General features: G+C 72.7%; 13 protein-coding genes. 7 read left to right on the forward strand and 6 right to left on the reverse strand.

Annotated elements, in window-relative coordinates:
• The first annotated feature begins 400 nt into the window (after positions 1-400).
• The 3 genes from UW392_RS49875 to UW392_RS49885 all read left to right on the forward strand — a co-directional run bounded on the left by UW392_RS49875 (position 401) and on the right by UW392_RS49885 (position 3,192).
• Positions 401-1,702 carry a PspC domain-containing protein gene (locus UW392_RS49875; RefSeq protein ID WP_320782041.1) on the forward strand — a complete coding sequence of 434 codons (1,302 nt, stop codon included), beginning with the start codon at positions 401-403 and terminating at the stop codon, positions 1,700-1,702.
• Entirely contained in the window at positions 1,699-2,403 is a 705-nt protein-coding gene (locus UW392_RS49880) for a response regulator transcription factor (protein WP_320782042.1), read from the forward strand. Before UW392_RS49875 ends, UW392_RS49880 begins: the two co-directional genes overlap by 4 nt.
• A gap of 435 nt (positions 2,404-2,838) precedes the next feature.
• Complete coding sequence (locus UW392_RS49885) at positions 2,839-3,192, forward strand: hypothetical protein (RefSeq protein WP_320782043.1); 354 nt, start codon at positions 2,839-2,841, stop codon at positions 3,190-3,192.
• On the opposite strand, the gene UW392_RS49890 is transcribed toward UW392_RS49885, so the two are convergent.
• Both UW392_RS49890 and UW392_RS49895 read right to left on the reverse strand, forming a co-directional pair.
• A complete protein-coding gene (locus UW392_RS49890; protein ID WP_320782044.1) occupies positions 3,170-4,147 on the reverse strand; it encodes a tellurite resistance/C4-dicarboxylate transporter family protein in 978 nt (325 codons plus the stop codon). The two genes, UW392_RS49885 and UW392_RS49890, sit on opposite strands and share 23 nt — an antisense overlap.
• Positions 4,148-4,173: 26 nt before the next feature.
• Positions 4,174-5,355, reverse strand: a complete 1,182-nt coding sequence (locus tag UW392_RS49895) for an NlpC/P60 family protein (protein ID WP_320782045.1) — start codon at positions 5,353-5,355, stop codon at positions 4,174-4,176.
• Between the two features lie 456 nt (positions 5,356-5,811).
• Between UW392_RS49895 and pcrA the strand changes: the two genes are divergently transcribed.
• Entirely contained in the window at positions 5,812-8,271 is a 2,460-nt protein-coding gene (gene pcrA / locus UW392_RS49900; RefSeq protein WP_320782046.1) for a DNA helicase PcrA, read from the forward strand.
• Positions 8,272-8,332: 61 nt separating this feature from the next.
• Here pcrA and UW392_RS49905 read toward each other — a convergent pair whose 3' ends face one another.
• Positions 8,333-10,009 (reverse strand): M23 family metallopeptidase, encoded by a 1,677-nt coding sequence (locus UW392_RS49905; RefSeq protein WP_320782047.1) that lies wholly within the window; start codon positions 10,007-10,009, stop codon positions 8,333-8,335.
• A 243-nt stretch (positions 10,010-10,252) separates the two neighbouring features.
• Complete coding sequence (locus UW392_RS49910) at positions 10,253-11,239, reverse strand: esterase/lipase family protein (RefSeq protein WP_320782048.1); 987 nt, start codon at positions 11,237-11,239, stop codon at positions 10,253-10,255.
• A 558-nt stretch (positions 11,240-11,797) separates the two neighbouring features.
• Here UW392_RS49910 and UW392_RS49915 point away from each other — a divergent pair.
• A complete protein-coding gene (locus UW392_RS49915; protein WP_320782049.1) occupies positions 11,798-12,214 on the forward strand; it encodes a cobalamin B12-binding domain-containing protein in 417 nt (138 codons plus the stop codon).
• Positions 12,215-12,246: 32 nt separating this feature from the next.
• Here UW392_RS49915 and UW392_RS49920 read toward each other — a convergent pair whose 3' ends face one another.
• Entirely contained in the window at positions 12,247-13,941 is a 1,695-nt protein-coding gene (locus UW392_RS49920) for a DUF5691 domain-containing protein (protein ID WP_320782050.1), read from the reverse strand.
• Between the two features lie 85 nt (positions 13,942-14,026).
• A complete protein-coding gene (locus UW392_RS49925; RefSeq protein WP_320782051.1) occupies positions 14,027-15,403 on the reverse strand; it encodes an SWIM zinc finger family protein in 1,377 nt (458 codons plus the stop codon).
• Positions 15,404-15,548: 145 nt separating this feature from the next.
• Here UW392_RS49925 and UW392_RS49930 point away from each other — a divergent pair, with 145 nt between their 5' ends.
• On the forward strand, positions 15,549-16,694 hold the full coding sequence (locus UW392_RS49930) for an ATP-binding protein (RefSeq protein WP_320782052.1): 1,146 nt from the start codon (positions 15,549-15,551) through the stop codon (positions 16,692-16,694).
• Positions 16,695-16,778: 84 nt separating this feature from the next.
• The gene (locus UW392_RS49935; protein WP_320782053.1) at positions 16,779-19,280 is read left to right on the forward strand and encodes a DUF5682 family protein; all 2,502 of its coding nucleotides are present in this window, start codon (positions 16,779-16,781) and stop codon (positions 19,278-19,280) included.
• Positions 19,281-19,329: the final 49 nt, after the last annotated feature.

Genomic DNA, 19,329 nt, shown 5'->3' on the forward strand with positions numbered 1-19,329 from the left:
TCGTTCGCGCCGGGGGTTCCGGTCGGCCCGGCACCTTCGTTCGCGCCGCGGGTTCCGGTCGGCCCGGCACTCCCGGCCGCGCCGCGGGCTCCGGTCGGTCCGGCACCCCCGGTCGGCCCGGCGTCCTGTGGCCCGGAGCCCCCGGGTGGACGCGGGCCGGAGCCGGGCCCCGGCCCGGTGCCGGATCCCGTACCCGCCGCGGCGCGCTCGTGTTCTGTCATGCGTCCATGGTGGCGGGCGCGGCACCGCCACGGCAGTCGGTACGACCCTGGTCGGACCCTGATATCGGCCCTGAGGCGAGACGGGGGAGGTGTTCGACGACACGCCGCCCCGAAGATCAGGGGAGTCTCCGGGGTACACCCTGATGCTCTGGCCGTACGGCCGTGTGACCATCGTTGGCATGCCGGAAGCCGCAGCAGCGCCAGCCACCCCCGTCGGGGAGCCGCGGCCGCCGCGCAAGCTCTACCGCAGCAGCGACGGACGCTGGCTGGGTGGGGTGGCGCGGGGGCTCGCAGGCCACCTCGGGCTGCCCGTCATCTGGGTGCGGCTGGTCTTCGTCGGCCTGTTCATGGCCGACGGACTCGGCGCGCTGCTGTACGCGGCCTTCTGGTTCTTCGTACCGCTCGGCGTCGGCGGCGTCGACGCGCAGAGGCCGCCGTCCCTCGTCGCCACCGAGACCTCCCCCGACGGCCGCCGCAGACTCGTCGCCCGCAAGCCGGACAAGGGGCAGATAGTCGCCCTTCTCCTCATGGTCGTCGTGGCCATGGTCTTCGTGGGCAACGTCAACCTGGGCGGCGGCGCCAAGGCCTACCTCTGGCCGACCGTCCTCGTCGGCGCGGGCGTCGCCCTCGTCTGGCGCCAGGCCGACAACGCCCGCAGGGCCCGCTGGGCCGAGGCCGGCCGCCGCCGGCGCACCGTCACACTGCTCCGCGCCGTGGCCGGTGTGCTGCTGGTGACGGCCGGAGTCTCCGGCATCTTCGTGCTCCAGGGCTCCGCCGCCCACCTCGGCTCCGTCCTCCAGGCGGCCCTCGCGGTCCTCGTCGGGATAACGCTGCTCGCCGGGCCCTATCTGGTGCGTATGACGCAGGACCTCTCCGAGGAACGGCTGATGCGTATCCGCGCGCAGGAGCGCGCCGAGGTCGCCGCCCACGTGCACGACTCCGTGCTGCACACCCTCACCCTGATCCAGCGCAACGCCGAACAGCCGGGCGAGGTGCGGCGCCTGGCCCGCGCCCAGGAGCGCGACCTGCGCGCCTGGCTCTACCGGCCCGAGGGCAACGGCAAGGACGAGGACGACGAACCCACCACCCTCGCCGAGGCGGTGAAGCGCAACGCCGCCGAGATCGAGGACAAGCACGGCGTTCCCATAGAGGTCGTCGTCGTGGGCGACTGCCCGCTCGACGAGCGCACGGGGGCACAGATGCAGGCCGCGCGCGAAGCGATGGTCAACGCCGCCAAGTACGGTGGCGAGGGCGGCGCCGTACAGGTCTTCGCCGAAGTCGAGGGCAGGACGGTCTTCGTGTCCGTCCGGGACCGCGGCCCCGGCTTCGACCTCGATTCCATACCCGCCGACCGTATGGGTGTCAGAGAATCGATCATCGGCCGCATGGAGCGCAACGGCGGCACGGCGCGGCTGCGCGCGGTGCCCGGCGGCGGCACGGAGGTCGAGCTGGAGATGGAGAGGGCGGAGAAGACGTCATGAACGACCCGACCGAGGCGAACGGAACGGCCGGAGCGGCCGAGCGGCACGTACGCGTGGTCCTCGTCGACGACCACCGGATGTTCCGCACGGGCGTGCAGGCAGAGATCGGCCAGACCGAGACGACCGGCGTCGAGGTCGTGGGCGAGGCCGCCGACGTCGACCAGGCGGTCACGGTCATCACCGCGACCCGCCCCGAAGTCGTCCTGCTCGACGTGCACCTGCCCGGCGGCGGCGGGGTGGAAGTGCTGCGCCGGTGCGCTCCGTTGATGGGCGACGCCGAGCAGCCCGTCCGCTTCCTCGCCCTGTCCGTGTCGGACGCGGCGGAGGACGTGATCGGCGTGATCCGCGGCGGCGCCCGGGGCTACGTCACCAAGACGATCACCGGCACCGACCTGGTCGACTCCGTCTTCCGGGTCCAGGAGGGCGACGCCGTCTTCTCGCCCCGGCTGGCCGGCTTCGTCCTCGACGCGTTCGCCTCCACCGACGCGCCGCCGGTCGACGAGGACCTCGACCGCCTCACCCAGCGCGAGCGCGAGGTCCTGCGCCTGATCGCCCGCGGCTACGCGTACAAGGAGATCGCCAAGCAGCTGTACATCTCCGTCAAGACGGTCGAGTCCCATGTCTCGGCGGTACTGCGCAAACTCCAGCTGTCCAACCGGCACGAGCTGACGCGCTGGGCGACGGCACGCCGGCTGGTCTGACCCGGACGGTCGCCTCACCGCACGCGTCCGGTCGGCCTCACACCACGCGCGTGGTGCGCCCGCTGCCCTGTACGGGACCGCCGCCGGTCGGCGGCCCGGCGGCGGTCCCGTACAGGGGGACGGTTCCGCCGCCGGGCCCTTTCTGGCGGTGGTGCCGACTGCCGCCCCTGGGCCGGGCGGCGGTGGGGAGCCGGACACCTGTCGCAGGACGTTAGACCCGCCCGCGCCGGGTGGGCGAGGACTTGCCCGGAACTGGAAGGAGACGGGCGTCGAGTGACCGTACGTGACTGTGATCCCCTAGCGGGAACGGTTCCTTGACGCAGAGTGATGACCGAAGTGCGGGAACGGCGACCGCGCGGAGCGGCCAGGTGTTACGGGACGTAAGGGACGGACCGGTGTCGGACGGCGTTCACGGGATGATTAGGCTCCGGCCCCATGGACGTACTCATCCACCTCTTCGTCGGCCTGCACATCATCGGTATCGCGGCGCTGCTCGGCGGCTTCCTCACCCAGATGAAGGCGATGGGCCAGGGCACCGCCCGCTTCGGACCGTCGATGCTGCACGGCGCGCTGACCATGCTGGTCACAGGGGTGATCCTGGTCGGTCTGCACCAGGCCCAGGGGCACTCCGTCGACAACATCAAGATCGGCGTGAAGCTCGCCGTGCTGATCGTGATCCTCGGGCTCGTCTATGTGAAGCGGGACGAGGAGAAGGTGGAGAAGGGACTGTTCGGCGCGGTGGGGCTGCTCACCGTGGTGAACATCTTCATCGCGGTCCTGTGGACCTGAGCGCGTCCCGGGCGGAGAGGACCGCGCCGGCGGCCACCGCCAGCCACGCGGCCACCGCGATCCACAGCATCACCTGACCGGGCCCCTTCAGCCACGGTTCCTCGACGGCGGCGGCGACGGACAGCGTCGCCGCCGCCGTCATGCCGAGCGGGAACACCGTCGACCAGCGGCGTACGTCGTAGCGCGGGCGCGGCCGGAGCACCTCGGCGATCAGGAGGACGACGTACCAGGCGATGTCGAGGACGAGGAGGGCCACGGTGGCGGTGTGCAGGACGTCGTGGTCGTCCCGGTTCCACAGGTAGCGGCCCGCACCCTCGGCGGCGAGCAGCTTCGACCCGGCGAGTGCCGAGATGGCGAGCGCGCCGCCCGCCACCCAGTGGTCGCCGGGGCCCCGCGTCACCTGACGCCAGTCGAAGCGGAACAGGGCGGCGGCGTAGAGCACCAGGCCGAGCCAGAACGGCACGAGTGAGGCGTGCGCGAGCCAGGCCGTCGAGGTGGCGGCGGCGAGCGTGGCGCCGAGGACGGCCAGTCCCTGGGTGGCCACGCAGCCGAGGAAGACCGCCCCGGGCATGGACGGCCCCCAGTGCCGGACCACCAGGACGATCAGCCCTGGCCACAGCACCGTCGCCAGCGCCAGCAGCACCGCCGCCACGGCCTGCCAGCCGAGCAGGGAGATACGGGTGCCGAGCACCGTCGTCGCGGCGATCGCCGTGAGCGCGCCGGGCGTCGCCGCCTGCGCCACCCACTTCGGCCGCTCGCGCGCCAGCAGCGCCACGAAGTCCAGGGCGAGGCCGAGCCAGGCCACGCAGCCCAGGACCAGCGCGATCCCCGACAGGACGTCGTGTCCGGTCAGGTGCAGGCCGACCGACACGATGCCGGTCGCTATCACGGCGGCCCCGGCGGCCGGCGGGCGCTCCGCCCACCAGGCGCGCAGGGCGGAGGTCCCGGATGACATGGAGCGATGCTAAGGAGCGAAACCCCTCAAGCCGGGCGCACCACGCTGTAGATCGACGACTCGCCGTCGTAGTAGACGGACTCCTCGCGGACGTAGGCGCCCGGTTTCGGCGCGTGGATCATCATGCCGTTGCCGATGTAGATCCCGACGTGGGAGATGTCGTCGTAGAAGAAGACCAGGTCACCGGGTTGGGCGGCGGAGATCGACACGGTGGTTCCGGCGTTGACCTGGTCGTAGGTGGTGCGGGGCAGGGAGACGCCCGCGTCCTTCCAGGCGGCCTGGGTGAGGCCGGAGCAGTCGTAGGAGTCGGGGCCGGTGGCGCCCCAGACGTACGGCTTGCCGATCTGCGCGCGAGCGAACGCCAGGGCCTTCTCGGCCTTGGTCGCGTACGAGGAATCGGACGACGAGGAGGACGAGGACGACGACGAGGACGACGACCCCGAAGAGGCACTCTCCTGCTCGGCGGCGGCGGCCTTCTCGGCCTCCTCCTGCCGCTTCTGCTCCTCGGCCTGCTGACGCGCCAGTTCCTCGGCCTTGCGCGCGGCCTCCTGCTGCTTCTTCTTCTCGATCGCCGCGAGCCGCGCCTTCTCCTCGGCGGTCAGCTCGGCGAGCATCTGCCGCGCGGAGGAGAGCTTGGACTGGACGGTGGCCTTGGCCGTCTTCAGGTCCTGCTGCGAGTCGGTGAGCGTCCGCAGGCTCTCGGTGGCCTCCTGGCGCTTCTCCATCGTCACGGCCTGCTGCGTGGTGTAGTCGTCGACCGCCTGCTTCTGGCGGCCGGTGAGCCGGTCCATCAGCTGGTTCTGGTCGAAGTAGTCCTGCGGGCTCTCCACGAGCATGAGGGAGGCGGTGTCGGGGACGGAGGCGCCGGTGCGGTACTGGGCGGCGGCGTACGCGCCCAGCTCCTCGCGCGCGTCGTTCAGCTCCTGGGTGCGCTGGGCGACGTCGTCGAGGAGGGAGTCGACGTGCTCGCGCTGCTTGGTGGTCTGTTCCTTGGCCGCGTTGTACTTCTCGGTGGCCGACCCGGCCTGCCGGTAGAGGTCGTCGACCTTCTTCTGGACCTCTTCGAGGCTCGGCCGGTCGTCGGAGGGTGCGGCGGTGGCCGTCTGGGAGAGCAGGGCCACGGAGGTGAGGGCGGCTGTGGCGAGGACGGGGGTCCGGATGCCTGCCACGCGCGTGCCGGCGGGACGCGACTTGCGGTGCGACGCCAAGGGAGGCGACTCCTTCCGTGCTCCGCCTACCGGGTCAGCGGTGGGGGTACTCCCGGGCCGTTCAGGTTCGGGGGAGGGTTCGGGCGGTGTGCGCTGCGGTGCGGTGCGCGGAAGGTGTGCCCTACGGAACAGCCGCTGGCGGCTGTGGCCCGATTCACCCCATGTCTCGGTGGGTCCCCGGCTCCGGGTGCCGCGCGGGCACGCCGGATTGAGCGGAGGCCGCGCGGCCCGGCGACGTTCGCCGGTGGGGGTCGTGCGGCCTGCCCGCACCGTAGCCAACTCGTGTGGTCCCTGTGAAGGTTGAAGGGTGATATGCCCGATACATTTTCGTGACCTGAGGCATGCGGTTCACGCTCGGTGATACGTGGTGACGGAAGCGTGGCGGCCGCACCGATACCGGGCGGGTTTTCGAGGGGGCGTCCGGTTGTCGGTGGGGCGCCCTAGACTCGTAGAGCGATGAGCAGCCTCTTTGACGACAGCTTCCTGGCGAACCTCCAGGCCCCCCGCGGCCACGAGGAGGAACCCCCGCCGCCGCCCGAGGACGATCATGCGCCGGAGCCCATTCCGGACGATCTGTTCGCCGGGAAGTTCGACGCGCCCCCGGACCGGGACACCCACTACCGGGACGGCGCCCCACGCCCGGTGCTGGACCCCGCCGCGCTCCTGGACGGGCTCAACGACAACCAGCGCGCCGCCGTCGTGCACGCCGGTTCGCCGCTGCTCATCGTGGCCGGTGCCGGTTCCGGCAAGACCCGGGTGCTCACCCACCGCATCGCCCACCTGCTCGCGGCCCGCGGCGCCCACCCCGGCCAGATCCTCGCGATCACCTTCACCAACAAGGCCGCGGGCGAGATGAAGGAGCGCGTCGAGCAGCTCGTCGGCCCCCGCGCGGGCGCCATGTGGGTCATGACCTTCCACAGCGCGTGCGTGCGCATCCTGCGCCGCGAGAGCAAGAAGCTCGGCTTCACGTCGTCCTTCTCGATCTACGACGCCGCCGACTCCAAGCGCCTGATGGCCCTGGTCTGCCGCGACCTGGACCTCGACCCCAAGCGCTACCCGCCGAAGTCCTTCAGCGCCAAGATCAGCAATCTGAAGAACGAGCTGATCGACGAGGAGGACTTCGCCGCACGGGCGAGCGATGGTTTCGAGAAGACCCTCGCCCAGGCGTACGCGATGTACCAGGCGCGGCTGCGCGAGGCCAACGCCCTCGACTTCGACGACCTGATCATGACGACGGTCAACCTGCTGCGCGCCTTCCCGGACGTCGCCGAGCACTACCGCCGCCGCTTCCGGCACGTCCTGGTCGACGAGTACCAGGACACCAACCACGCGCAGTACGCCCTGGTGCGCGAGCTGGTCGGCCCCTCCGGCGAGGGCGAGGAGCCGGCCGAGCTGTGCGTCGTGGGCGACGCCGACCAGTCGATCTACGCCTTCCGCGGCGCGACCATCCGCAACATCCTCCAGTTCGAGGAGGACTACCCGGACGCGACCACGATCCTGCTGGAGCAGAACTACCGCTCCACCCAGACCATCCTCAGCGCCGCCAACGCGGTCATCGAGCGCAACGAGTCCCGCCGCCCCAAGAACCTGTGGACCAACCAGGGCTCGGGCGCGCAGATCACCGGGTACGTCGCGGACACCGAGCACGACGAGGCGCAGTTCGTCGCCGACGAGATAGACCGCCTCACGGACGCGGGCCGGGCCAAGGCCGGCGACGTCGCCGTCTTCTACCGCACCAACGCCCAGTCCCGTGTCTTCGAAGAGGTCTTCATCCGCACCGGCCTGCCCTACAAGGTCGTCGGCGGCGTCCGCTTCTACGAGCGCAAGGAGGTCCGGGACGTCCTGGCCTACCTGCGCGTCCTCGCCAACCCCGAGGACTCGGTGCCGCTGCGCCGCATCCTCAACGTTCCCAAGCGCGGCATCGGCGACCGCGCCGAGGCGATGATCGACGCCCTCGCCCAGCGTGAGCGGATCAGCTTCCCGCAGGCGCTGCGGCGCGTGGACGAGGCGTACGGCATGGCCGCGCGCTCCGCCAACGCCGTCAAGCGCTTCAACACGCTGATGGAGGACCTCCGTACGGTCGTCGAGTCCGGCGCCGGACCGGCCACCGTGCTGGAGGCCATCCTGGAACGGACGGGATACCTCGCCGAGCTGCAGGCGTCCACCGACCCGCAGGACGAGACCCGCATCGAGAACCTCCAGGAACTCGCCGCCGTCGCCCTGGAGTTCGAGCAGGAGTCCGGCGAGGGTGAGGAGCCCGTGGGGCTCGCCGACTTCCTGGAGCGGGTCGCGCTGGTCGCCGACTCCGACCAGATCCCCGACGAGGAGGACGGCGACGGTGTCGTCACGCTGATGACGCTGCACACCGCCAAAGGCCTGGAGTTCCCGGTCGTCTTCCTCACCGGCATGGAGGACGGCGTCTTCCCGCACATGCGCGCCCTCGGCCAGACCAAGGAGCTGGAGGAGGAGCGGCGGCTCGCCTACGTCGGCATCACGCGTGCGCGCGAGCGGCTGTACCTGACCCGGTCCACGCTGCGCAGCGCCTGGGGCCAGCCGTCGTACAACCCGCCCTCCCGCTTCCTGGAGGAGATCCCCGGGACACACGTGGAGTGGAAGCGGACCGGAGCGAGCGCGTCCGCCTCGTCCGCCGGACCGGTCTCCGGGGTGGCGTCGTCCCTGTCGTCGTCCCGGTCGCGGTCGTCGGCGGCCGGCGGATCCGGCTTCGCCACGCGCCGGACCGGTGAGCAGCCGGCGGTGTCGCTGGCGGTCGGCGACCGGGTCACGCACGACCAGTTCGGCCTCGGGACCGTGGTCGCGGTGAAGGGCACCGGAGGCAACGCGGAGGCGACGATCGACTTCGGCGACACCAAGCCGAAGCGGCTGCTGCTGCGGTACGCGCCGGTGGAGAAGCTCTGACGGAACGCCGTCGTCAGGGTGCGCCCCACTGGGACAGCACGGGGCGCACCCCGCAGAACGGTTACGTCGGGTCGAGATCGTGGCTGCGGAGCCACGCCAGCGGGTCGATCGCCGAGCCGCCGGCGGGCCGCACCTCGAAGTGCAGGTGCGGGCCGGTCGAGTTGCCGGTGTTGCCGGAGTACGCGATGGCGTCGCCGGCCTTGACGGTCGTACCGGAGGGAACCTGGTAACTGGAGAGGTGGCAGTACCACGTCTCCGTGCCGTCCTTCGCCGTCACGATCATCATGTTTCCGTACGAGCTGTTGAACTGCGTGCGGACCGTGCCGTCGGTCGCGGCCATCACCGTCGTGCCGTACGAGACGGGGAAGTCGATGCCGGAGTGGACCGACATCCAGTTGATGCCGCCCTGGCCGTAGTAGGCGCTGAGTCCGTGCTGCGCGACGGGGAGCGCGAACTTCGGGCGCAGCCGCTCCTGACGGGCCGCCTCCTCCGCCGCGCGCTTCTTCTCCAACGCCTGCTCGGCCTTGAGGTCGATGCGCTCCTGTGTGCGGCTGGCGCGGTCGGCGAAGTCGTCGGCCCCGGCGGAGAGACTGGCGAGCTGGGTGTCGAGGCGGCTGTTGGCGGCGGATGGTTTCACCGCCTGGGTGTCCGACGCCGTGGTGGCGGTCTCCTTGGCGTCCTCGCCGCCGAGGCCGTCGACGGACGCGGCGGCGATACCGGCCACGCCCATCACACAGGCCGACGGTACGGCGATGGTCAGCAACGCGGAACGCTTGGCGGGCTGACGGCGGCGGGATCGGGACGCGCCGCGGGCCGCGGCACGGGAACCGTGGGGAGCCACGTCCGCGGCCGGCGTGATCTCCTCCTGCTCCTCCAGGAGCGGTGCCACGACCGGGAGTTCGCCGGTGGCGGCGAGACCGTCGTCCAGCCGACCCCGCGGGTCCAATGGGTCGTGCGGGCCCAGTAGGTCCTGCGGGTCCAGTGGGTCCTGCCGGTCCAGCGGGTGCTGCTGGTCGTCCGGCCGGGCGTGTTCGTGCTGCGGGGTGGTGTCGTCGGCCGGTGTGCCGTCGACGTTCCACTGAGTGGCGTCGAACGCGCCGGTGTCGAGACCGCCGGTGTCGAAGGGCTGCGTGCCCCAGGCCCACTGCTGGGACCGGCCGTCCGGGTCGCCCGCGGTCGTCTCGGGCTGCAGCCAGGCGGCGCTGTCCCACTGCCCGCTGTCCCACTGTCCGCTCGCGTCGGGCTCACCGGTCTGCGACGGTACGGCCGACAGCGGCTGCTGGACGTCCGCCCAGGCCGCCGTGGCGTAGGCGCCGGTGTCGTACGCCGCATGGTGCTGGGCCGCGTAGACGTCGTAGTGCAGGGCCTGGTGGGCGCCCGTGTCGACGATCTGGTGGCTGCCCGTGTCCGGCGACGCGTGCCCGCCGGTCCACTGGGTGGTGTCGTACGTACCCGTGGTCCCGTAGGCGTCCGTGGGGTCGTAGGTGCCGGCCATGTCGTACGAGCCGGTAGCGGTGTCGTAGGCGGCCGCGGCGGTGTCGTAGCTCCCGGTGTGCTGCCCGGGGAGGTTCCCGTAGAGGGGGTCCGCCGTGGGGAAACCGGTGGTGTCGTAGCCGTTGTAGGTGGTGAGGTCGCCGTACTGGGCTTCCTGGGTGCCGTACGGCGCGTAGTGCGCCGAGGCGGCTTCGGAAGCCGCGGCCGGGGTGGTCGTGGTCCCCGACGGGTGACGGTCGTTCACCAACTTCTCTTTCGCCTCGACAACAGGGGCTGCCAGAGCAGTGCGGCGACTGTACCCGGCGGTACGCGGGCACGACAATCTTCGTCAGGTTTCACGCGCGCAGGAAAGGGGCAATCGGCCGTGATTCGGCGGACTGCGGGCGCGGGTTTGGCTTTGTGTTCGACAGGTGTTCGATGGAATCGCCGTGATGCGGAAGCTGTCCTGCGGCCATCGCCGTGCTGTCAGTGACCTTTCGGACGACTCTCAGGCGACTGTGAGCCCGGAGGGGCCGGTGGGATCGGTGGGGCCGGTCGGGTTATCGGTTTCAGCCTCCGACTGTGCGCTGATATGAGTCGAATCGAGGGCCTGCCGTATCCCGGTGGCCACGGCCGGGTGAACCGGCAGGGCCAGATGGCCTATCCCGCTGACGCGCACGTTCCGCGTCCGCAGGTCCGGGTGGTCCAGCCGGGCCGTCTCCAACGGGATCATCAACGGGTCCAGGTCGCTCCAGAAGCTGACGAACCGCGTACGGCACCCGGGAGCGGGACGGGCCAGTTCCTCGATCACCGGTGAGCCGGGGCGCATCTGGCGCACGATGGGGTGCGCGTTGGCCAGGGGCGCTACGCGCGTACCCGCGTGCGGGGTGCCGAGGGTCACGAGCATCCGGACGCGGCGGTCGCCGCCGAGGCACTGCGCGTAATAACGGGCGATCAGCCCGCCGAGGCTGTGCCCGACGATGTCGACCTGCTCCTGGCCGGTACGCTCGCAGATCTCCTCGAGGTGCCGGCCCAGCAGCTCCGCCGCGGCCGGGATGTCGCAGGTGAGCGGCGAGTAGTTGAGCGACTCGACCTGCTGCCTGCCGTGCTGCGCCAGGCTCCGGCGCAGCAGCACGAACACCGACCGGTTGTCGATGAAACCGTGCAGGAGGACGACCGGGGGACGGTTCTTCGCCTGGGTGGGCAGGCGGGGGGTGGGGGGAGCAACCTCCGTGCCGTCGGCGGTGATGTCCTCGGCGGTGATGTCTTCGCCGATGGGGGGTCGTGGTCCTGATGAGGGCGGGGGTGTCCGGACGCCCCGGCGCTCCTGGATGATTCCGGAGGGATAGAGGAGGACGTGCCCCGCCAGGATGGCGATCTCCAGGGCTGTGGCCTTCAGCAGGCCCACGGAGAGACCCGCGGTCCGCACCGGCAGTACCGGTGCGAGCCGCTGGCAGAGCGGACGAAAGGGCTGCACTGCCCAGCTGACCTTCATGGCCGACCTCCCGTCGGCACGCGGAAGAACGCCTCTTTCCCCCGTGTGCCCTCATGGAGAGCCGTGACACGGGTGCCGGGCGGTGCAAACGGTGCGCGAGGGGTCGTTACGGCCAGGTGTGGACCCGACTTCTTGCCGACTGTCCCGGGGTGATTACTCCAAGTGATGCCCTGTGTGGTACGCGTGCCCTGGATGCCCCGCTGAGGTGTCCCGCTTGCCGTGGGTGATGCGCCTCGTTGCGCTCGCCGGCGCCTGCTGCGCGTCGATGTGCCCCGTGTGCCGTGCTTGCCCAGTGCGTCCGTGGTGGCCGCGGCTCTTCCGTGCGCGCGCTCCCGCTGTTGGTCGAAACGCTGCGCGATCAACATGTCCTTCTGTGTGATTTCCCCCTCGGTGTCCGCCGTGAAACTGCCGGTTGCGGGATGCTGGAGATAACGTTCGTTCACTTCTCCGGGTGGCTCGGTGTGAGGGTCCTCCCGCGGGTAAGTGCCGGTAAGCGCCGGTTCGAACGGGTGCAGTGCTGGGTGCAGTGCTTCGGTGCAGTGCTTCTTGGAGGCAGAGATGGGTGTGGCAGCCGGTCCGATCCGCGTGGTGGTGGCCAAGCCGGGGCTCGACGGTCACGATCGCGGGGCCAAGGTGATCGCGCGGGCGCTGCGCGACGCCGGTATGGAAGTGATCTACACCGGGCTCCACCAGACCCCTGAGCAGGTCGTCGACACCGCGATCCAGGAGGACGCCGACGCGATCGGGCTGTCCATCCTCTCCGGCGCGCACAACACGCTCTTCGCCGCCGTCATCGACCTCCTCAAGGACCGTGACGCGGAGGACATCCTCGTCTTCGGGGGCGGGATCATTCCGGAGGCCGACATTCCGCTCCTCAAGGAGAAGGGCGTCGCGGAGATCTTCACCCCCGGAGCGACGACGACGTCGATCGTGGAGTGGGTGCGGGAGAACGTGCGGCAGCCGGCGGGGGCGTGAGCCGACGTACGTCTCCGACCGGGCGCCGCCCCTCAGTCGGCCGATGACCCCGTAGCCTGCCCCGTGCCGCCGGTCAGCTCCTCCGTCATCGCGGCGCGCAGGCGCAACGTGCTGACCAGGCGCTGGAAGGCCTCCGCCCAGTACCCGCCGGCTCCGGGGGAGGCGTCCTCCGGCTCGTCCGGTATCGCCAGCAGTCCCTCGAAGCGGCTCGCCTCGGCCGGATCGAGGCACCGCTCCGCGAGACCCATCACCCCGCTGAAGCTCCACGGGTAGTTGCCGGCGTCCCGCGCGATGTCGAGGGCGTCCACCACCGCCCGTCCGAGCGGCGCGGACCAGGGGACCGCGCACATGCCGAGGAGCTGGAACGCCTCGGACAGTCCGTGCGTGGCGATGAAACCCGCCACCCAGTCGGCCCGTTCACCGGAGCCGAGGACGCCGAGCAGCTTGGCCCGCTCGGCGAGGGACACGGCTCCCGGACCGCCGGCCTCGGGTGCCGTGGGCGTTCCGAGCAGCGCCCGCGCCCATCCGCCGTCCCGCTGGCGCACGGCCGCCCGGCACCACGCCGCGTGCACCTCGCCCTGCCAGTCGTCCGCCACGGGCAACTCCACGATCTCCTGCGGTGACCGGCCCCCCAGCCGCTTCGTCCACACCGCGAGCGGTGCGGCCTCCAGCAACTGGCCCAGCCACCACGACCGTTCCCCCCGTCCCGTGGGCGGTTTGGGGACGACACCGTCGCGCTCCATCGCCGCGTCGCACTCGTGGGGTGCCTCCACGACGATCGCCGGGACGGGGCGTGTCCGGTCGACGGACACGCAGGTCACGGCGCGTGCCGCCATCCGTCCGGCAAGGGCCGAACCCGGCAGCGCCGACAGCAGCTCCGCCGCCGTCGCCCGGACGTTGCGGCTGCGGTCGGCGAGCGCCTGCTCCAGGAACGGCTCGTCGTCGGGACCCACGCCCGTACGGAGGGAGTCGAGGAACATCAGACGGTCCTCCGCCCGCTCCGTCGCCCAGGTCGCGGCGAGCAGCTCGCGGGCCCGTCCCGGCGTGCGGGCGCGCAAGGACGCGAGGAGCGCGACGCGCTCGGCGAACAGGCCCTCCTCCCAGAGCAGGCGCACCCGTTCCCCGTCGTCGGGGCCCGGCAGCGCGGCCTCCCCGCCCGGCGCCGCGCGCAGCGCGAACCGCCAGTCCGGGTTCAGCCGGGCCAGCCACAGCGCGCGGGGTCCGGCGAACGCCAGCGCCGCCGGACGCAGGTCGGTCCGGCCGCGCGCGGCGTCCAGCAGGGCGGGGAGCGCCTCCGGGGGAGCCGCGTAGTCATGCGCGTTGGCCACGGCCAGCCACTGGGGGAGCAGCTCCATCAGGTCCGGCGCCGTGCCCCGGCGGCCTCCGCCGCCCGCGCCGGGGCGGTCAGCGAGCAGCAGGGCGAGCCGGCGGGCGGCGGCAACGGGGAGGGGCGGACGGTGGTCGTCGGCAGCCGGTGCCGGGTGCGGCGCCGACCTCGCGGGGCGCAGGGACGCCCTGCGGCGCACGGTCTCCATGGCCGCCGCGTCGAGCAGCGCCGTCACGGCGTGCGGTCCGGCCGTGCTGCCCGGAGGCGTACGCCGGTCCGTGCCGAGGAGGGCCGCGGTGACCAGTTCCTCCCAGACCGGAGTCGCGGGCGTCGCGGCAGCGGGCGTCGCGGCAGCGAGCGAGGCAGCAGTGAGCGACGCGGCAGTGGGTGTCCTGGTCATACGGGTCCTTCCCAGGAGCTCGGGGTGGAAGTGCTCGGGGCGGAGGTGCTCGGGGCGGAGATGCTGGGAGTGGAGGGTCGTCGCGTCAGCACAGCGCCACCGCGGGGCCGGGGTCCGTCGGCCATGCCGTCAGGGGCGTGAAGCCCCGGTGGCCGAACTCACCGAAGACCCTGACGGGCGTACCGCCGGAGAGCGCGACCAGGCGCCACAGGCCCGGACGGCCGAGGAACGCGGAGGTGAGCGGCAGGGCCGTGTCACCGTCGGCGTCCGCGAGTTGCCAGCCGTCACCGTCCGGAACGGGTATGACCCGGTCCAGCGTCACCGGTACGGAGTCCAGCCAGGGGTCGTCGCGGAGGGCGTCGCCGTAGTGCGCGGTCGCCGCCCCCGTACTCACCCCGGCCGGACGCATCTCCGTCGCGGCGGGTGGGGTGAGCCGTTCGCCCAGGGCCGCCCGGTACTGGACGGCTCCCGGATAAGGGGACACCTCCGCCTCCAAGGCCAGGCCCACCGGCAGCGCCAGTTCGGGGGCCCGCCCGGCGGCGCCGTAGGACAGGAGCAGGGCGGTGTGGCCGGTCCCGGCGCCGTACAGCCAGAGACGACGGGTCGTCAGCCGGGCGTCCGCCGTGTCGTACTGGGCGAGGACCAGCCACCGGTCGCGGACGGCCGGGCCGTCCGCCGAGGCCGACAGCCCCACCCTTGAACGGACCGTCGCCGCCAGCCCCTCCGGCAGCTGCTCGCGGCGCAGCCAGCCCTGGTCGAGGAGGTGGAGCAGCGCGCACTCCTCCAGCAGCCGCACCGGCCAGCCGGCCCCGGACGACGGGACGGACCCCAACTCACGCACCCGGGCGGCGAGCCCGGGTGCCTGGGCGTCGACCATGCGGGCCGCCGTCTCCTCCCACAGCTCGTACCCCGTCGTCTCCGCGCCGGCCAGCCCGCCCCGCAGCAGGTCCGCCAGGCGCTGCTCCAGCTCCGCGGCGCCCGCGGTGATCCGCTCGGCGCGGCGCTCCGCCCTGCGCCGCGCCGCCTCGGGATCGGCGGCCTCGGAACCGGGCCCCGGACCGGAGTCCGCGGAGGCTGGCTGGCGCCTGCGGTCCTCGCGGCCGCGGCGCGTCGCCAGCCACTGCTCCGCCCAGCCGGGTTCCGCGGTCGCCGGCACCGCGCCGTTCCCGCCCGACCAGAGCAGGAGCAGGCCGAGCGCGTGCTTGCACGGGAACTTGCGGCTCGGACAACTGCACGTGTACGCGGGTCCGGCGGCACCCGCGAGATCGACGACCGTCTGGTACGGCTTGCTGCCGCTGCCCTTGCACAGCCCCCACACCGCACCCGGCGCCCCCTCGCCGGAGCAGCCCGCCTCGGACCACGGCACGGCGACCGCCAGTCTGCTCCCCGCCTTGCGTGACGCGGCGTCAGGCGCCAGTGCCAGTACCTGCTCCGCCGTCCAGCGCTCCCCCTGCTGAGTCATGTCCCCGAAGGTAGGCCGACCCACTGACAATGCCCTCCCGGTCGGACGGATGCCGAGCGTTTCAGCAGGTCAGGGCGATTGTCAGTGGGGTGGTGCACCGTTGGTGTCAGATCCGAACCGGCCGAGCTGGAGGGGGACTTCAACCATGCCTGTGTCCGCAGAACCGACATCCGTCGACCCGAGCCGGAACGGGGCCGCGCCCGCCGACGGGGGAGAGGCGTTGCGGCCGCACGCCGAGGACGCGTTCGCCGGCGAGCTCGCGGCGCTGGCCGCGCGGGACGACCGCCCGCGACCGGCCCGGTGGAGACTGTCGCCGTGGGCCGTCGCGACGTACCTGCTCGGCGGCACGCTGCCGGACGGCACGGTGATCACACCGAAGTACGTGGGCCCGCGCCGGATCGTCGAGGTCGCCGTCACCACGCTGGCCACCGACCGCGCCCTGCTCCTGCTGGGCGTGCCCGGGACCGCGAAGACCTGGGTGTCCGAGCATCTGGCGGCCGCGGTCAGCGGCGACTCGACGCTGCTGGTCCAGGGCACGGCCGGCACCCCCGAGGAGGCCATCCGCTACGGCTGGAACTACGCCCGGCTGCTCGCCGAGGGCCCCAGCCGCAAAGCCCTGGTGCCCAGCCCGGTCATGCGGGCGATGTCCGAGGGGACGACCGCCCGGGTCGAGGAGCTGACCCGCATCCCGGCCGACGTGCAGGACACGCTCATCACCATCCTGTCCGAGAAGACCCTGCCGATCCCGGAGCTGGGCCAGGAGGTGCAGGCGGTCCGCGGCTTCAACCTGATCGCCACGGCCAACGACCGCGACCGCGGCGTCAACGACCTGTCCAGCGCGCTGCGCCGCCGCTTCAACACCGTGGTGCTGCCGCTGCCGGAGAGCGCCGAGGCCGAGGTCGACATCGTCTCGCGCCGCGTCGACCAGATCGGCCGCTCCCTCGACCTGCCCGCCGTCCCCGACGGCATCGACGAGATCCGCCGCGTCGTGACCGTCTTCCGGGAGCTGCGCGACGGCGTGACCGCCGACGGCCGTACCAAGCTGAAGTCGCCCAGCGGCACCCTTTCGACGGCCGAGGCCATCTCCGTCGTCACCGGGGGACTGGCGCTGGCCGCGCACTTCGGCGACGGCGTGCTCCGCTCCGGCGACGTCGCCGCCGGGATTCTCGGCGCCGTCGTCCGCGACCCGGCGGCCGACCGGGTCGTCTGGCAGGAGTACCTGGAGACGGTCGTGCGCGAGCGGGACGGCTGGAAGGACTTCTACCGGGCCTGCCGCGAGGTGAGCGCATGACCGTCCACGGGGCCGAGGGCCCGGCCGGAGGTGCGGGCGGGCGTGACGACGACACGACCTGGTCGTTCGAGGGGAGGAAAGGGCGTGGCGAGCACTGACGGGACCGCGCGAACGACGTCCGGGCCGCTGCTGCTGGGCGTACGTCATCACGGGCCGGGATCGGCCCGCGCGGTCGGGGCGGCACTGACCGCCGCACGGCCGGCGGTCGTGCTGATCGAGGGGCCGCCCGAGGCCGACGCGCTGGTTCCGCTGGCCGCGCACGAGGAGATGCGGCCCCCGGTCGCCCTCCTCGCCCACGCCGTGGACGAACCCGGCCGCTCGGCGTTCTGGCCGCTGGCCGAGTTCTCCCCGGAATGGGTCGCTCTGCGCTGGGCCCTGGACCACGGCGTACCGGTCCGCTTCTTCGACCTGCCGGCCACGCACACGCTGGCCTGGCAGGGACAGAAGCAAGAACGGGAGGAGCAGCAGCAGGAGCGGGAAGAAGAGGGAGATCCGGGCCGCGTTCCCGAGGGCGCGTCGGCCGTGCGGGGAGATCCGCTCGCCGCGCTCGCCGACGCCGCCGGGTACGACGACCCGGAGCGCTGGTGGGAGGACGTCGTCGAGCACCGCGGCGCGGGACAGGGCGACCCGCTCGCCCCTTTCACCGCCCTGGAGGAGGCGATGACGGCGCTGCGGGAGGACGAGGGGAGCGCGGGGGGCGCGGAGAGCGAGGATGAAGGGGGCGGGGCGAACGGCGCTCCTGACCGGGACCCGCTGCGTGAGGCGTACATGCGGCTCCAGGTGCGCGCCGCGCAGCGCGAGTTCCCCGACGGTGTGGCCGTCGTCTGCGGTGCCTGGCACGTCCCGGCGCTGCGCCGGAAGACCACCGTCGCCGCCGACCGGGCCCTGCTGAAGGGCCTGCCCAAGATCAAGGTCGATCTGACGTGGGTGCCGTGGACGCACCGCAGGCTCTCCCGCAGCAGCGGGTACGGCGCGGGCATCGACTCACCCGGCTGGTACGGGCACCTGTTCGGCGCGCCGGACCGGCCCGTCGAGCGGTGGCTGACCAAGGTCGCGGGTCTGCTGCGGGACGAGGACCGGACCGTGTCCTCCGCGCACGTCATCGAGGCGGTGCGGCTGGCGGAGACGCTCGCCGTGATGCGCGGACGTCCGCTGCCCGGGTTGAGCGAGACGACCGACGCCGTCCGCGCGGTCATGTGCGAGGGCTCGGACGTGCCGCTGGCGCTGGTGCACGACCGGCTCGTCGTCGGGGACGTGCTGGGGGAGGTCCCCGAGGCGGCACCGGCGGTCCCGCTCCAACGGGACCTGGCACGGATCCAGCGCCGTCTGCGGCTCAAGCCCGACGCGCTGGAGCGCGAACTGGAACTGGACCTGCGCAAGGACAACGACGCCGAGCGCAGCAGGCTCCTGCACCGGCTGCGGCTGCTCGGCATCGACTGGGGGGAACCGTCGGCGTCACGGGCCGGTACGGGCACGTTCCGGGAGACGTGGCGGCTGCGCTGGGAACCCGAGCTGTCGGTACGGGTCGCCGAGGCGGGCGTGTGGGGCACCACGGTGCTCGCGGCGGCGACCGCCAAGGCCGAGGCGGACGCCGTCGCCGCGTCCGGCCTCGCGGACGTCACCGGCCTCGCCGAGCGCTGCCTGCTGGCCGAACTGCCCGACGCGCTCCCGGTGGTGATGCGGGTCCTGGCCGACCGGGCGGCGCTCGACACGGACGTCGGCCACCTCGCGCAGGCCCTGCCGGCGCTGGTGCGGTCCCTGCGCTACGGCGACGTCCGCGGCACGGACACCGGCGCGCTCGCCGAGGTCGCCGCGGGCCTCGCCGAGCGGGTCTTCGTCGGTCTGCCCCCGGCGTGCGCCGCGCTGGACGCCGACGGCGCCGAGGAGATGCGGCGCCATGTGGACGCCGTGCACACGGCGGTGGGTCTGCTGGGGGACGATCCCGCCCCGGGCCACGGCGAGCTGCGGGGCCGGTGGCGCAGGGTGCTCGCCGTGCTGTCCGCGCGGGACACCGTTCCCGGGGGCATCCGGGGCCGCGCCGTACGGCTCCTGCTGGACGACGGGGAGCTGCCCGGGGAGGAGGCCGCCCGCCTCATGGGACTGGCGCTCTCGCCGGGGACGCCGCCCGCCGGCGCCGCCGCCTGGATCGAGGGCTTCGTCGGCGGCGGTTCCGGCGGCGGGATGCTGCTCCTCCACGACGAGCGGCTGCTGGGCCTGGTCGACGCCTGGCTGACCGGTGTGCCGGGGGAGGCGTTCACCGACGTACTGCCGCTGCTGCGGCGGACGTTCTCGGCCTACGAACCCGGGGTACGGCGCACCCTCGGCGAACTGCTCCGGCGCGGTCCCGGGGCGCGGGCCGGCGCGGTCGCCGGCGGCAGCGGGGTCCCGGGGTTCGGACCCGAGCCGGACCTCGACCGGGCCGACGCCGTGGAGCCGGTGGTACGGCTGCTGCTGGGACCCGGAGCGGCGATACCGGCCACCGAGCCGGACGGACGACCAGGGCGGCGTACGACGGGCGGAGGCTCCGGCGGAGGCCGGGAGGCACGGGTCACTGATGCGAACGGCCTGGTGGGGGTGGAGAGGTGACCAGCGGACGTGAGGGCGCGGCGGGCTGGGATGCGACGGGCCGGGACAC

It is taken from the genome of Streptomyces sp. CRN 30 (assembly GCF_034105845.1).